The organism is Luteococcus sp. (assembly GCF_043424415.1).
Classification (GTDB): Bacteria; Actinomycetota; Actinomycetes; order Propionibacteriales; family Propionibacteriaceae; genus Luteococcus.
Genome location: NZ_JBHWOO010000108.1, coordinates 1 through 13,369, shown reverse-complemented (window position 1 = coordinate 13,369; position 13,369 = coordinate 1). Strand labels below are relative to the sequence as shown.

General features: G+C 69.9%; 12 protein-coding genes and 1 pseudogene. 5 read left to right on the top strand and 8 right to left on the bottom strand.

What is annotated here, in order from left to right; translation table 11 throughout:
- Positions 1-108: 108 nt before the first annotated feature.
- The 5 genes and pseudogenes from ACHFFZ_RS06865 to ACHFFZ_RS06845 form a co-directional block, all read right to left on the bottom strand.
- On the bottom strand, positions 109-1,134 hold the full coding sequence (locus tag ACHFFZ_RS06865) for an alanine racemase (protein WP_394275909.1): 1,026 nt from the start codon (positions 1,132-1,134) through the stop codon (positions 109-111).
- Entirely contained in the window at positions 1,131-2,405 is a 1,275-nt protein-coding gene (locus tag ACHFFZ_RS06860) for a lipid II:glycine glycyltransferase FemX (protein ID WP_394275908.1), read from the bottom strand. The genes ACHFFZ_RS06865 and ACHFFZ_RS06860 overlap by 4 nt, the downstream gene beginning before the upstream one ends.
- A gap of 212 nt (positions 2,406-2,617) precedes the next feature.
- Positions 2,618-4,396, bottom strand: coding sequence for an FAD-binding oxidoreductase (locus tag ACHFFZ_RS06855; RefSeq protein WP_394275907.1), 1,779 nt, complete (start codon positions 4,394-4,396; stop codon positions 2,618-2,620).
- Positions 4,393-5,193, bottom strand: coding sequence for a lysophospholipid acyltransferase family protein (locus ACHFFZ_RS06850; protein WP_394275906.1), 801 nt, complete (start codon positions 5,191-5,193; stop codon positions 4,393-4,395). Before ACHFFZ_RS06850 ends, ACHFFZ_RS06855 begins: the two co-directional genes overlap by 4 nt.
- A 13-nt stretch (positions 5,194-5,206) precedes the next feature.
- Positions 5,207-6,026: pseudogene (locus tag ACHFFZ_RS06845) on the bottom strand (SDR family NAD(P)-dependent oxidoreductase).
- Positions 6,027-6,165: 139 nt separating this feature from the next.
- Here ACHFFZ_RS06845 and ACHFFZ_RS06840 point away from each other — a divergent pair.
- Positions 6,166-6,780, top strand: coding sequence for a hypothetical protein (locus tag ACHFFZ_RS06840; protein ID WP_394275905.1), 615 nt, complete (start codon positions 6,166-6,168; stop codon positions 6,778-6,780).
- 33 nt (positions 6,781-6,813) lie between these two features.
- On the opposite strand, the gene ACHFFZ_RS06835 is transcribed toward ACHFFZ_RS06840, so the two are convergent.
- Complete coding sequence (locus ACHFFZ_RS06835) at positions 6,814-7,548, bottom strand: GntR family transcriptional regulator (RefSeq protein WP_394275904.1); 735 nt, start codon at positions 7,546-7,548, stop codon at positions 6,814-6,816.
- Positions 7,549-7,669: 121 nt separating this feature from the next.
- Here ACHFFZ_RS06835 and ACHFFZ_RS06830 point away from each other — a divergent pair, with 121 nt between their 5' ends.
- The 4 genes from ACHFFZ_RS06830 (at position 7,670) to ACHFFZ_RS06815 (ending at position 11,382) form a co-directional block, all read left to right on the top strand.
- Entirely contained in the window at positions 7,670-8,647 is a 978-nt protein-coding gene (locus ACHFFZ_RS06830) for a substrate-binding domain-containing protein (protein ID WP_394275903.1), read from the top strand.
- A complete protein-coding gene (locus ACHFFZ_RS06825) occupies positions 8,644-9,699 on the top strand; it encodes an ABC transporter permease (protein WP_394275902.1) in 1,056 nt (351 codons plus the stop codon). The genes ACHFFZ_RS06830 and ACHFFZ_RS06825 overlap by 4 nt, the downstream gene beginning before the upstream one ends.
- 179 nt (positions 9,700-9,878) lie before the next feature.
- Positions 9,879-10,577, top strand: a complete 699-nt coding sequence (locus ACHFFZ_RS06820) for an ATP-binding cassette domain-containing protein (RefSeq protein WP_394275901.1) — start codon at positions 9,879-9,881, stop codon at positions 10,575-10,577.
- A gap of 34 nt (positions 10,578-10,611) precedes the next feature.
- Positions 10,612-11,382, top strand: a complete 771-nt coding sequence (locus ACHFFZ_RS06815) for an MFS transporter (protein WP_394275900.1) — start codon at positions 10,612-10,614, stop codon at positions 11,380-11,382.
- 347 nt (positions 11,383-11,729) lie between these two features.
- On the opposite strand, the gene ACHFFZ_RS06810 is transcribed toward ACHFFZ_RS06815, so the two are convergent.
- Positions 11,730-11,954, bottom strand: a complete 225-nt coding sequence (locus ACHFFZ_RS06810; RefSeq protein ID WP_301407809.1) for a hypothetical protein — start codon at positions 11,952-11,954, stop codon at positions 11,730-11,732.
- 199 nt (positions 11,955-12,153) lie between these two features.
- Positions 12,154-13,353, bottom strand: coding sequence for a Gfo/Idh/MocA family protein (locus ACHFFZ_RS06805; protein WP_394275899.1), 1,200 nt, complete (start codon positions 13,351-13,353; stop codon positions 12,154-12,156).
- Positions 13,354-13,369 lie beyond the last annotated feature (16 nt).

The following is a 13,369-nucleotide window of genomic DNA, read 5'->3' as shown; positions in this document are numbered from 1 at the left end:
GAGCTCAGCCCGTCGCCCGGACCCGACCGCCCCATGGCCTCGATGGCGGGCGTGGGCCTGTTCCGGGCGGGCCTGCTGCATGTCAGCTTCGGGTGTGACGAGCGCGCCTCAGCCGACGATGCGATCCACCGTCGCCGTCGTGGCACGCACCTGCACCGGAACCTCGTCGCCGATCGCCACCGCACCGCATCCGGGCAGCAGCACCAGCGAGCTCTGCATGTGCGGGGGCTCGACGAAGAAACGCTTCTTGCCCGCGACCGTGTAGGGGCTCAGGGCCAGGCCCATTGCGTCCATGCCGCCGGTCACCGCCGTGATGGCGCGCTGGCGCAGGCTCGAGGCGGCACTCGGCGCCTCCAGGGCGATGCCATTGGCCGTGCCGCCGCTGAGCACCAGCACCCAGCCGTCAACCGGCATCCGCCGCTGCCAGTAGCCGATCCGCTCACCGCGCGAGACCGGGTGCATGTCGAGCACGCGCGCGGTCACACGCGTGGCGCCGGGCGCCCCGAGCCACAGCTTGGTGCCCACGCGCAGATGGGTGGCGACACCGACCTCGCCCGACAGGGTGGCGTACTCGTCGTTCGACAGGTGCGAGAGCCACAGCGGTGCCCGGCGGGCCGCCAGCGCCGCCGCGGCCAGGGCCCGTGCCTCGCCCAGGCGGTCCTCGGCCACCATCGGCAGGTGGATGGTCCAGCCCTCCAGCCGCAGCTCGCCCAGGGCGTCGACGGCGCGGGCCAGCTCGTCGACGGCCAGCCCGTGGCGTCGCATCGAGGTGCGCATCTCCAGGATCACCCGGGTCTGCGGGGCGGCCAGCTTCGCTGCGGCCAGGTCGTCCAGGCGCGCGATGGTGCTGACCACGTGCTCGTCGTGGAGCACCTCGGTGCCGTCGGCGGGGCTCCACGGGGTCAGGACGACCACGTCGCCCTGCCAGCCGGCCTCGCGCACCGTGCGGACCTCGCCCTGGATGCCGACGGCCAGCACGTCGCTGCCCAGCTCGGCCGCCTCCCGGGCCAGGCGCTCCAGCCCGAAGCCGTAGCCATTGCCCTTGGCCACCGGCACCAGGCCGGGGGTCTTCTCGGCGACGCCGCGCAGGTGGCTGCGCCAGGCCTCGGTGTCGATGTGCAGGGTGAGGCTCACTTCACCGCCCCCTTCGCGCTGCCGACGAACTTCTTGAGCGGGCCGAGGAAGCGCTTCGGGTTCCGCGTGAGCGCCTTGGCCCGGGCCATGTGACGGCTGCGGTTCATGTACAGGTCGAAGGCCGCATAGAGCGGCTTGTTGATCGCCAGGTCCCACTCGCCCAGGTAGGCGACGGCGCGGCCGCCGGTGCCCACCTTGAACTGGATCAATCCGATCTCGGGATCGTCGGCGCCGACGCCCTGGACGATGCCGCGCAGGTCGTAGACCGCAGCCCCGGCCTCCAGCGAGTCCTGGATCATCTGCCACTGGATGGCATTGGAGCCGCGCACCTCGCGCTTCTCGTTGGCCGAGGCACCGTAGGAGTACCAGGTGTGCAGGCCCACCTGGATCCAGGTGGTGGCCGCCACCACGTCGCCCTCGTGCCTGGCCAGGTAGACGCGCATCCGGTCGTGCTGATGGGGCTGCTCCACAGTCGCGCCCTTAGGCTCGCCGTTCAGCGCATCCCACATGGTCTCGAAGTAGGACAGCGGGCGGCCGGTGAAACCGTCGCGCTCGGCGGTGACCAGGTAGACCTCGTGGAAGGCGGCCAAGTCCTCGCGGCCGCCGCGCACCACGTCGACGCCCGCCTTGGCGGCCCTCTTGATGTTGCGGCGCCACTGCTGGTTCATGCCCGCCAGCACCTCGTCAGTGCTCTTCTGGCTGCCGTCCTCGTGGATGAGCACCAGTTGGAAGTTGAACTGGGGCTGCCCGGCGGCGAAGCCCTCGCCGTCCTCGGGCGTGCGCCAGCCCATTCGGCGCAGCCGGGCGGCCAGGGCGGCGTGGGCCGGGTCGGAGAAGTCGGGGGTCACCTGCGAGAGGCTGGTCACCAGCTCGTCGGCGATGGCCTCCTTGATGGTGCCGGCCTCCCAGACGCGCTCGATGACGGTGGGGCCGATCCGCAGACCGAAGGCACCCTTGCGCTTCGCGTGCTGGGCCAGCGCCTGCAGGATCTCCTCGATGTCGTCGCGCCTCCAGTCCACCACTGGCCCCTCGGGCAGGTAGGCCAGGGTGCGGCCGATCTTCGGCATGCTGCGGTAGAGGGCCAGGGCGGTGCCGACGAGCTCGCTGCCGTCGAAGATGCCCAAGGACTCGTGCGCCCACTCGGGCTTCACCTTGGCCCAGGCGGGCAGCTGCAGGAAGCTCACGGTGGTGCCGAAGTTGGGGTCGGCGGCCTTGGCCTCGATGAAGGCCAGGTGCTGCTCGGCGGTGATCTGACGAACGGTGATGGTCACCCCTTGAGGCTACCGGACGGGCCTTGGGAGGGTCCTGGGCTCGGCCGGGCGGGGCTGATCCCCCGGGGCGCCTCCACAAACCACATCGTGGGCGGTCATGGATGCAGCACCTGCACTGAGGCCGGCTCTCGATGGGGTTTGTGGACGTCAGTGCCGGTAACTCCAGCCCGGAAAGGCCGACGGCCCCACCGGAGCTCCGGTGGGGCCGTGGATCAGGCGTCCTCGGAATTGCTGCTGATGCCCGGCTTGCCGTCGTGGACGATCTTGCCCGGGTTCAGGTTGCGGCCGGGGTCGACGCCGTCGAAGAGCGCCTTCTGGATGGTGACGCCGCCCTCGCTGATGTCCTGGGCCATCCACGGCGAGTGCTCCTCGCCGACGCCGTGGTGGTGGCTGACCGTGCCGCCGTGCGCCATGAAGGAGTCCTGCACCGCGCGCTTGACCTGGTCATAGGTGCGCATGTTCTGCTCGGAGTCGTCGGCGATCGCGAAGGTGAAGTACTGGCAGGCACCCGCGTGGTAGCTGTGCGACAGGTGGCACATGATGAAGCCCCTCGTGCCGGCCTCCTCCCAGGCCTTCGTGGCGGCCTTGACCGTCTCGGTGTGGATCTCGACGGTGCGGCTCCACGGGGTGGCGGTCTCGGAGACGTCGGCCGGCACGCCGATGTTGAGCAGGAAGTCGCGGATGTAGGGGATGTCGTACTTCTTCTGGTCGAACAGGGTGCCGGGGCCCTTGCCGACGTTCATCCCGCCCTGGCTGCGCACGATCTTGTTCACGGCGCCCTTGGCATAGCGCACGTGCACCGCGCTGCCCTCGAAGCCGACGAAGCTGATGCAGATCTGGTCCAGGTCCCAGCCCTTGGCCTCCATCAGCTTCTGGACCGCCTTGTTGGAGTAGTGGCTCACCTTCGACGAGCTCTTGCTGCCATTGGCCATCGAGAACTTGGTCTCGTTGGCGTCCGAGACGCGCAGCATCATCGGGCGCACGTCGGAGTGGGCGATCAGCTCGGCTGCCTTCAGCCCGGCCTCGTAGTTCGGGTAGAAGTAGGCCTGCACCTCACGCACCGGCGCCAGCTTGTGCACCTGCATCCACGCCTGGGTGATGATTCCCAGCCGTCCCTCGGAGCCGAGCACCATCTCGCGCACATTGGGGCCCGAGGAGTAGGACGGCAGCGGGCGCAGCTCCAGCAGCTGGGTGCGCTCGGCGTCGCCGGCCGGGGCGGGCATCACCATCTGCAGGCCACGGGTGACCTCGGAGATGTCACCGTACTTGTCCGACTGTGAACCGCTGGAACGGGTGGCGATCCAGCCGCCGACGGTGGACCAGACGAAGGAGTCGGGGAAGTGGCCCAGCGTCCAGCCCTCCTCGTTGAGCTGCGCCTCCATGTCGGGGCCCAGGGCGCCGGCCTGGATGAGGGCGATCTCGGCGGCCTCGTCGATCTCGAGGACCTTGTTCATCCGGCCCATGTTGATGCTCAGCACCTGGCGCTGCTCGCCGGGCTCCGCCTCCAGGGCGGCGACGATGTTCGACCCGCCGCCGTAGGGGATCACGACGGCATCGGCCTCGAGCGCCGCCTCCATCACGGCCTGCACCTCGTCGGTGTTGCCGGGATGCACGACCGCGTCGGGGACGCGCCCCAGCTGGCCGCGGCGCACCCGCACCAGGTCGCGCACCCCCTTGCCGTAGGAGTGGATCACGCGCAGCTCGTCGCCGGTGTCCACGTTGTCGGCGCCGACGGCCTCGACCAGGCGCTGGCGCAGCTCGTCGCCCAGGATGCTGGCGGGCACGTCGAGCGCGGAGAAGTCCGGTGTCTGGAGCGGTTTGGCGAGGATGTCGACGCCCAGCACCTCCTGGGCGAAGGCGGGGAACTTCGGCTTGTTGTGCACTGCATAGGGCTTGTCGCCGTCGGCGCCCCAGCCCCACCACTTCTGGCGCTTGACCTGGTTGCCCCGGGCGGGCTGGATGGGGCTGGGCTGGTCGCTGGTCTGGGTCACTGCTTCTCCTGCGTCTGGGAATCGGCGGTCTGGGGGTCCTGCGAGCTGCGGGCTTTCTCGAGGGCGGCGGTGTGGGCGTACTCGGCGAGTGTCTTCATGCCATAGGCGCGGGCGGTGGAGTCGTGCAGCTCCAGCACCTGGCGGCGCATCCGCTCGTTGAACTGGTGCGCGATCTCACCGGGCATGGGGTGCATCGGCGGGCCGATCACCACGTGGACGGTCGGACGGTTGAGCGGCATGGTCTTCTGCGTCGACGGCCATGCCGCGAAGGCGCCGACCAGAGCGATCGGGACGGCCGGCACGCTGCGCGAGATGCACAGCGCCGCCGCGCCCGGCTTGAAGGGCGCCATCGCCCCGGTGCGCGAGCGGGTGCCCTCGGGGAAGAGCATCAACGGGACGCCGTCGCTGAGCAGGTTGCCCGCGATCCCTTTGCGGCCACGGGTTCCCTTGCGGTCGACGGGGAAGGCGTTGAAGAACAGCGCGGTCGGCGCGGCCTTCCACCAGGCGTCGAAGAAGTAGTCGGCGGCGGCACCGGCCGAGAGGTACTGCGAGAGGCGACGCGGCAGCGAACCGATGATCAGTGGCGCGTCGAAATGGCTGGAGTGGTTGGCGACCGCGATGAAGGCGCCCTCGAGGTCGTCCAGGTTCTGCTTGCCGTGCACGTGCACGTCGAGCAGCCGCCAGATGGCCGGCTTGAGCATCAGCATCTGGGCGCTGCTGCGGGTGGCGGCCAGCGAACGGGAGCGGTAGCGGGCCCGCTCGCCGCCGGGGAAGTGGGGAAGCTCGATGCGAGGCATCTTCAGTCGCCTTTCATGACCGGGAGCCGGGCTCTGGTCCTGGGGTCCGGGGGTCATTTCTTGTGCCTGCTGCGGGCCAGCCGGCTGGAGAACAGGCGCACCAGCGGCGGCGCCACCGGAAGGCTGGCCAGGAAGATGGCCGCCTTCCACTTGGCGGTGGGGATGGAGACGGTCCGGCCCTTCTCGGCGTCGGCCAGCGCCTCGCGCACCAGGACGTCGGGATCCACCCAGACGAAGCCGGGCAGGTTGTCGGTGCTGGCGCCGGCCCGCTGGTGGAACTCGGTGTGCACCCACCCGGGGCACAGGGCAGTCGCGGTGACGCCGGTGCCCTCCAGCTCGATGGCCAGCGCGACGGTGAAGCTGCGCACCCAGGCCTTGATGGCCGAGTAGTTGCCGCTGAAGATCCAGGCGCTGGTGGAGGAGACGTTGATGATGTGGCCGTGGCCGCGGGCCTTCATCGCGCGCCCGGCGGCGGCCGAGAGCTCCAGCACCGCGAAGGTCATCAGGTCCATCGCGCGACGCTGCGTCGGCAGGGCTTCCTTGTCGAGGATCTTGGCGTGCAGGCCGAAGCCGGCATTGTTCACCACCAGGTCGAGCGGATGGGCGGGGTCCTCGATCCAGTCCGCGATGCGCGTCACGTCCTCGGCCAGTGACAGGTCCGCCGTGAGGCAGGTGACCGTCACGCCGTGGGTCTTCTCCATCTCGGCGGCCAGGGCCGTCATCCGCTCGGTGTCGCGGGCCACCACCACCACGTCGTCGCCGCGGGCGGCCAGTGCACGGACGAAGGCGTTGCCGATTCCCGAGGTTCCGCCGGTGACCAGAGCTGTTGCCATGCCTACAAACCTACGGCACTGTGGCGCCAGCCGTCGTCGTCGACGCCGGGCTCCAGGCCTCGACGCCAGGCGGTCGGCGCCCGCGAAGGCCTGCGGGGCAACTAGGATCGGGCAGGTCCGCACCCCGTCAGGAGTTCCCATGTCCGACCGTCGCCTGTTCGTCGTCCTCGCCCTCGCGCCCCTGTTCGCGCTCACCGGCTGTGGCGGTGACCAGGCCCCGAAGGCCGCGGACAGCCCTGCCGTCGAGGCCAGTCCGGCCTCCGAGGCGCCCGCCTCGCCCGCCTCGCCCGTCGAGAGCGCGCTGCCCGAGGCTGCCGCCGTCGAGAGCGCCTCCGCCAGCCCGTCGGCCAGCCCCAGCGCCTCCGCCTCGGCCGCGGCACCCAGCGTCCGGCCCTCTGCAGCCGTGCCGAAGGATGCCAAGAAGTTCGCCACCGCCAAGCTTCCCGCCAAGGTCAAGGGCTACACCGGCCAGGTCGCCGAGCCCACCGACGGCACCAGCAATGGCATGTACACCGGCAAGAGCCAGGACGACATGGTGATGGCGACGCTCTCGCCCAGCCTCGACTTCACCCGCGTCGTCTCCGCGCTCGACAAGCCCACCACCGACGGGCACAGCACCTGTGGCACGGCCAACGGCGTGGTCAGCTGCTTCGCCCAGCTCGACGGCGGGGTGCTGTGGGTGCAGGGCTCCAACAAGTCCACCGTCGACGGACTGGCCGCAGTGAGCAACGAGCTCTACGCCAGCTTCACGTAGTGGCGCCGGCTGGCCGGTTGCCGTGACGGCCGGTCAGCGCAGCCGGGTGTCGAGCTCGAAGGAGTCGCCCCGGTAGGAGTGCTCCCCGTACTCCAGGCCCTTGCCCTCGGCATCGAAGCTGGTCCACTGCACCGTCAGCACCGCGTCGACGGCGGCCAGTGCCAGCAGGTGGCGCTCCCGGCTGGTGGCCAGGCGCGCCCGGATCCGCTGGTGGGCCTCGGCCTTGTGCATGCCGCGGCCGGCCAGCACGTCGTAGAGGCCGTGGTCGACGAAGTCCTCGGCCCGCACGTCGGTCAGGCTCGGCGGCAGCCAGGAGCGCAGCACCACCAGCGGCACGCCGTCGCTGTAGCGCAGCCGTTCCAGGTAGACCAGCGGCGTCTCGGGGGACAGGCCCAGTGCCTCGGCCGCGATGGGGTGCGGTCGGGAGGCCTGCAGGCGCAGCACCTGGGTGCGTGGTTCGCGGCCGCTGGCCCGCAGCTCGTCGAAGAGCGTGGTCAGGCCGTCGCGCTTGTGCACCACCTGGCTGGCGACGTGCGTGCCCACCCCGCGGCGGCGCACCAGCAGGCCCTGGCGGACCAGCTCGTTCATGGCCTTGCGGATGGTGGGACGGCTCAGGCGCAGGCGGGCGACCAGGGCGAGCTCGTTCTCGAAGGGGTCACCGGGCTTGAGGGCCCCGCTGCGGATGGCGTCGGCCCACTGCTCGGCGAGCTGGTGGTAGAGCGGCACGGGGCTCGTGCGGTCCACCACCACCGGGAGGGTCGTGGGCATGGGGACAAGCTAGCAGCAGGGTGTGAGGACGGTGGGCGCTGTAGGGTGACAATGTTCGACTTTGTCACCCCATCCGGGTGATTCCCTGTGACTGGTCGTCGACGACCCCTTGGAGGTCCCCGTGAACCCACGCCCCATTCCCGCCGTGCTGGCCGCCCTCGTGCTGCTCGCCCCCGGCTGCTCGGCCACCGGCGGCCGCGCCGCTGCCGAGCGATCCGCCTCGGCCGGCGGCTGCACCAGCACGACGATGACCGTCACCATGGTCACCCACTCGGCCCCCGGTGACGACTTCTGGGACCTGGTGCGCAAGGGTGCCGAGGACGCCGCCAGGAAGGACTGCATCAAGCTCGAGTACCAGGCGCACCCCGAGGGCGCCGAGCAGGCCGCGCTGGTCAATGCCGCCGTCGACAAGGGCGTCGACGGCATCGCCACCACCCTGTCCAAGCCCGACCAGATGTCCGCCGCCGTGCGCAATGCCGTCAAGGCCGGGATCCCGGTCACCGCCATGAACGGCGGCGTCGACCAGTGGCAGAGGATGGGGGCCATCGGCTTCTTCGGCCAGGAGGACCGCGTCGCCGGCCAGAAGACCGGCGAGAAGCTCAAGACCGAGGGCGCCAGGAAGGTGCTGTGCATCCTGCACGAGCAGGGCAATGTGGGCAACGAGTCGCGCTGCGCCGGCGTCAAGGAGGTGCTGCCCAGCACCCAGACGCTCTACGTGACCGGCACCGACATCGCCGACGTGCAGACCAAGGTGACCGCCAAGCTCCAGGAGGACAAGGAGATCGACACCGTCCTGGGGCTCAAGGCCTCGGTGGCGCTGACCGCGGTCAGTTCGGTCAAGGAGGCCGGCTCGAAGGCGAAGGTGGCCACCTTCGACACCAATGCCGAACTGGTCAAGGCCATCAAGGACGGCTCCATCAGCTTCGCCGTCGACCAGCAGCCCTACCTGCAGGGCTACCTGGCCGTCGATGCCCTGTGGCTGCACAAGACCAATGGCAACACCATCGGTGGCGGCAATCCCGTCTTCACCGGGCCGGCCTTCGTCGACAGGTCCAATGCCGACCAGATCGAGGCCTTCGCCAAGGCAGGAAAGCGATGAGCGGCTCCAGCGTCGTCGCCGCGGCCGGCGACGACCGCACCCGGCAACGCTCCCTGGTCACCCGGCTGCTGGTGCGCCCCGAGATCGGCTCGGTGGTGGCGGGCCTGGCGATCATGGCCTTCTTCCTGGCCGTGGCCCCGAGCTTCCGCAACCTCGACAACGTGGGCACGATCCTCTACCAGGCCTCGACCATCGGCATGATGGCGGTGCCGATCGCGATGCTGTTGATCGGCGGCGAGTACGACCTGTCCGCGGGCGTGCTGGTGACCACGGCCGGCCTGGCCGCTGCCCTGCTCACCTGGTGGTTCAACCTGCACGTCTGGTTCGGGGTGCTGCTCGCCCTGCTGGTGACCCTGGCGGTGGCCCTGGTCAACGGCCTGCTGCTGGTGCGCACCCAGCTGCCCAGCTTCCTGACCAGCCTCAGCATGTTCTTCGTCCTGCAGGGCGTGAACCTCGGCATCACCCGTCTGGTCAGCGGCAATGTCTCCTCACGGGCCATCGACGACATGGCCGGCTGGAACTCCGCACGGGCCGTCTTCGCCTCGCAGTGGACCCTGCAGCTGGGCAGCCATGCCGTCGTGCTGCGCGTCACCCTGCTCTACTGGCTGCTGCTGACGCTGCTGGGGGCCTGGATCATGCTGCGCACCCGCCAGGGCAACTGGGTGCTGGCCGTCGGCGGCGACGAGTCCGCCGCCCGCGCCTCGGGTGTGCCGGTGCGACGCACCAAGGTGGCGCTCTACCTGTTCGTCGGCTTCTGTGCCTGGCTGTCGGGCATGCACCTGCTCTTCGGCTACGGCGTGGTGCAGTCCGGCGAGGGCGTGGGCAAGGAGTTCATCTTCATCATCGCCGCGGTGATCGGCGGCTGCCTCACCACGGGCGGTTTCGGTTCGGTGGTCGGCGCCTCCATCGGCGCCCTGATCTACGGCATGACCCAGCTGGGCATCAACTATGCCGGCTGGAATCCAGACTGGTTCAAGACCTTCCTCGGCGTGATGCTGCTGGCCTCCACGCTGCTGAACGTCTGGCTCAAGCGAAAGGCGGAACGTCGATGAACGCGGTTTCGAGCGGCCTCCCCACCCCGGAGCCTCCCGCGGCCAACCACCCTCGCTCGTCCCTCGCTCGGGGGCCAGTCCCATCCACGGCCCCGGGAGGCTCCCGTGGTGGGGAGAGCCCGATCCTCGAGCTTCGTGGGGCCGGCAAGAGCTACGGGAACGTCGAGGCGCTGCGCGGGGTGAACCTGGTGGCGCGGGCCGGCGAGGTCACCTGCGTGTTGGGCGACAACGGCGCCGGCAAGTCGACGCTGATCAAGATCATCGCGGGCCTGCACGCCCACAACTCCGGCGAGCTGCTCGTCGACGGGCAACCGACGCGCTTCGAGTCACCCCGCGACGCGCAGGACGTCGGGATCGCGACCGTCTACCAGGACCTGGCGCTGGCGCCGCTGATGGCGGTGTGGCGCAACTTCTTCCTGGGCAACGAGATCACCCGCAAGCCCTTCGGCCGGCTCGACATCGCCCGGATGAAGCAGGTCAGCGGTGAGGCGCTGGAGCGGATGGGCATCGTCATCCCGGACCTCGAGACCCCCGTCGGCTCGCTCTCGGGCGGCCAGCGCCAGTGCGTCGCGATCGCCCGGGCCGTGCACTTCGGTGCCAAGGTGCTGGTGCTCGACGAGCCCACCGCCGCGCTCGGCGTCAAGCAGTCCGGGGTGGTGCTCAAGTACATCGCCCGGGCCCGGGAGGCCGGGGTGGCGGTCATCTTCATCACCCACAACCCCAACCATGCCTGGCTGGTGGGGGACCACTTCGTCGTGCTGAAACTGGGACGGGTCAGCCTGGACGGCACCAAACAGACCATCACCCTCGACCAGCTGACCGCCGAGATGGCCGGCGGTGCCGAGCTGGAGGCGCTGGCGCACGAGCTGCAGGTCTGATCCCTCCATCGCGGCTCATGGCAGAGTTGGCGGGGTGCGCGCACCCACCCTCTACCGACGGCTCTTCTGGCCGATCCTCGCACCGTCGCTGCTGATCGGCGTCGCGGGTGGGGCGGCGGTCCCCGTGCAGGTCTTGGCCGCGATGCAGCTGGGGGCCTCGGCCTCGCTGGCCGCGGCCATCGTCGCCATCCTGGGCGGCATTGGTCTGGCGACGACGGTGCACGCCGGCCGGCTGATCGACCGCGTGGGCGACAAGCACGCGATGTTGCTGGCGACGACCGTGATCGGGTCCTTCACCCTGGTCACCGTCGCGGCCCTGGCCTGGGGTGGGCGTGGCGCACTGGCCCTGTTCATGGCGGCATCCTTCGGCCGGGCCCCCGCGATGAATGTCTGGAGCCTGGCCCGGCAGGCCTACACCGCCGACCATGTCGAAGCCCATGAGGTGGGCCGGGCCATGACCGCTCTGGGCGGCACGATGCGCGTCGGGAACCTGATCGGCCCGCTGGTGGGTGGAGTCCTGCTGCTGTGGTTGCCGCTGTGGAGCGTCTACGTGCTGAGCGTGGCGTGCGCCGTGCTCACAGTGGCCATCCTGTACAGCCCGACGGGGGCGGTGGCCGAGGGCTCCTCGACAAGCTCGGGGAATGGGATTGAGGGCTCGCTGGCCGGGAGCGGGGACTCGCCGGCCGAGCCTGTCGAGGCCACGCCCATGGTGGGGGTGCGCTGGAGTGCCGTCATCTTGGCGGGCGTCGCCATCACGACCTTGGCCGCCGCGCGCGTTGCCCAACCCGTCATCGTGCAGCTGTAGGAGTGCGCGTCGGGCTGGACGAGTCATCCATCTCCCTGCTGATCGCCGTAGGGGCGGCCATCGAGATCGTCTTGATGTTCCCCGGCGGCTACCTCAAGGACCGCCTGGGGCGGGCGGTGATCCTGGTCACCTGCCTGCTGGTCTACGGTTCCGGATTCCTGCTGATGGTGCCACTCACCCGCTGGCTGGGGATCCCGGGGATGGTGCTCGCCGTCGTCGTGATGGCAGTCGGCAATGGCCATCGGGGCAGTGGCCGTTGTCGGAGCTGGTTGGATGGCGATCTTCGCCGCCCGGATCGGGCTGCCCAAGGGGATCGGCCGCGATCGCCTCTCGTGAGGTGCTGTGTCTCAGAAGTGTCGTCGGAGGGAGGCGACGAGGGTCGCGAAGCTTCCGGCGATCAGGGGCAGGGCCACGGCGAGTGCGACGAGCGGTGTCTCGGTCAGCATGGCGGCGAGGACCAGTGCCAGCAGCAGCAGGACGACGGCTGCGCAAAGCATCAGGGGCTGCTGGTGCACCTCCGCGCGGGGGAGGGTGGTCTTCTTGGACTCGGTGGCGGTCAGGACGGCGGTCATCTGTTCGGATCCTCCAGGGCACGCCGCAGGAGGAGCCGATGGCCCCTACCGCACGGCCATCGTGTGTTGACTGTCGAGAATCACCTCGACGTCGCCATTTTACGCCTCGTACCCTGCTACCCGATCCGGCCCCTGGAATGCACCGCCCCCGGCATCGTGTCGATGCCGGGGGGCGGTTGAGCCAGTACTTCGGCGCTTGTCAGTCCTTCGGGAAGGCGAAGGTGGTGGGGGCACTCACCGCCGGAACCTCCACCCAGCTCTTCTGTGCCGCGGAGGCCACGATGGCCTCGTCGGCCGCGGCGGCCAGCCAGGCGTCACCGGCGCTGGGGGCCACCTGTGTTCCGGTGAGCACGGACTGCACGAACTGGGCTGCCTCGATCACCTTGAGGTCATCGAAACTCATCGTCTGGCCGGGGCCGGGTTGGAAGCGGGCGAAGTCGCCGTCCTCCATGCCGATCATGGCGGTGGTGTAGCCAGTGGCAGGCCCTTCACCGCGGATCAGCAGCTGCAGGTCCTGGGGATGGCTGAAGCTCCAGCGGGCGGAGCCCTCGGTGCCGTAGACCTCCACCACGTACTCGGCGCAGGGGCCGTTGGCCACGCGGCTGGACTCGAAGGTGCCGACGATGCCGTTCTCGAAGGTGGCCAGCACGGCGACGTAGTCCTCGTTCTCGACGGGCCCGGTCTGGTCGGACAGCTGGACCTTCGCGTGGCCCACCCCAGCCGTCAGGGGGATGGGGCGCTCGGTGATGAAGGTGTCGGTCAGGCCGGACACGGAGGCAACCCGCTGGCCGGTGACCCGCTGGGCCAGGTCGATGCCGTGGGACATCAGGTCGCCGACGACGCCGGCACCGGCCTTCTCCCTGCTGTAGCGCCAGGTCAGCGGGCCGTCGGGGGCGGAGGCGTAGTCCGCGATCAGCCAGACCCGCACGTTGGTGACCCGCCCGAGCCGGCCCTCACGGACCAGCTGGCGCATTCGCTCGATGGCGGGTTCGTGCCGGTAGTTGAACCCGACGGCGGTGACCAGACCTGCCTGCTGGGCACCCTCGGCGATCTCGCGCGACTGCTGCGCGTTGACACCCATCGGCTTCTCGATCCAGAAGGGCTTGCCGACCTTGATGGCGGCCATGGCGATCTCGTGGTGCAGGTAGTTCGGTGCGCAGATGGACAGGGCCTCGACCCGCGGGTCGTCGATCACCTCGTGGTAATCGGCGACGGCCTTCTCGAACCCGTACTGCTTGATGGCCGCCTGCTGGTTGGACTCGACGGGATCGGCACAGGAGATGAGGCGAGGGCGCACGTCCAGCTCCGGATAGCGCAGCGGGAGTGCTGCGTAGGCGGCCGAGTGCAGCCGCCCCATCCAGCCAAGGGAGACGACGCCGATGCCGAGATCGCGGGTCATGGGTGATTCCTTTCGA

Bases quoted from the DNA above. Each gene is read 5' to 3' on its own strand.
- ACHFFZ_RS06835 (WP_394275904.1), bottom strand. From the start codon at position 7,548: ATGCCCACGACCCTCCCGGTGGTGGTGGACCGCACGAGCCCCGTGCCG.
- ACHFFZ_RS06825 (WP_394275902.1), top strand. From the start codon at position 8,644: ATGAGCGGCTCCAGCGTCGTCGCCGCGGCCGGCGACGACCGCACCCGG.
- ACHFFZ_RS06840 (WP_394275905.1), top strand. From the start codon at position 6,166: ATGTCCGACCGTCGCCTGTTCGTCGTCCTCGCCCTCGCGCCCCTGTTC.
- ACHFFZ_RS06810 (WP_301407809.1), bottom strand. From the start codon at position 11,954: ATGACCGCCGTCCTGACCGCCACCGAGTCCAAGAAGACCACCCTCCCC.
- ACHFFZ_RS06805 (WP_394275899.1), bottom strand. From the start codon at position 13,353: ATGACCCGCGATCTCGGCATCGGCGTCGTCTCCCTTGGCTGGATGGGG.
- ACHFFZ_RS06850 (WP_394275906.1), bottom strand. From the start codon at position 5,193: ATGCCTCGCATCGAGCTTCCCCACTTCCCCGGCGGCGAGCGGGCCCGC.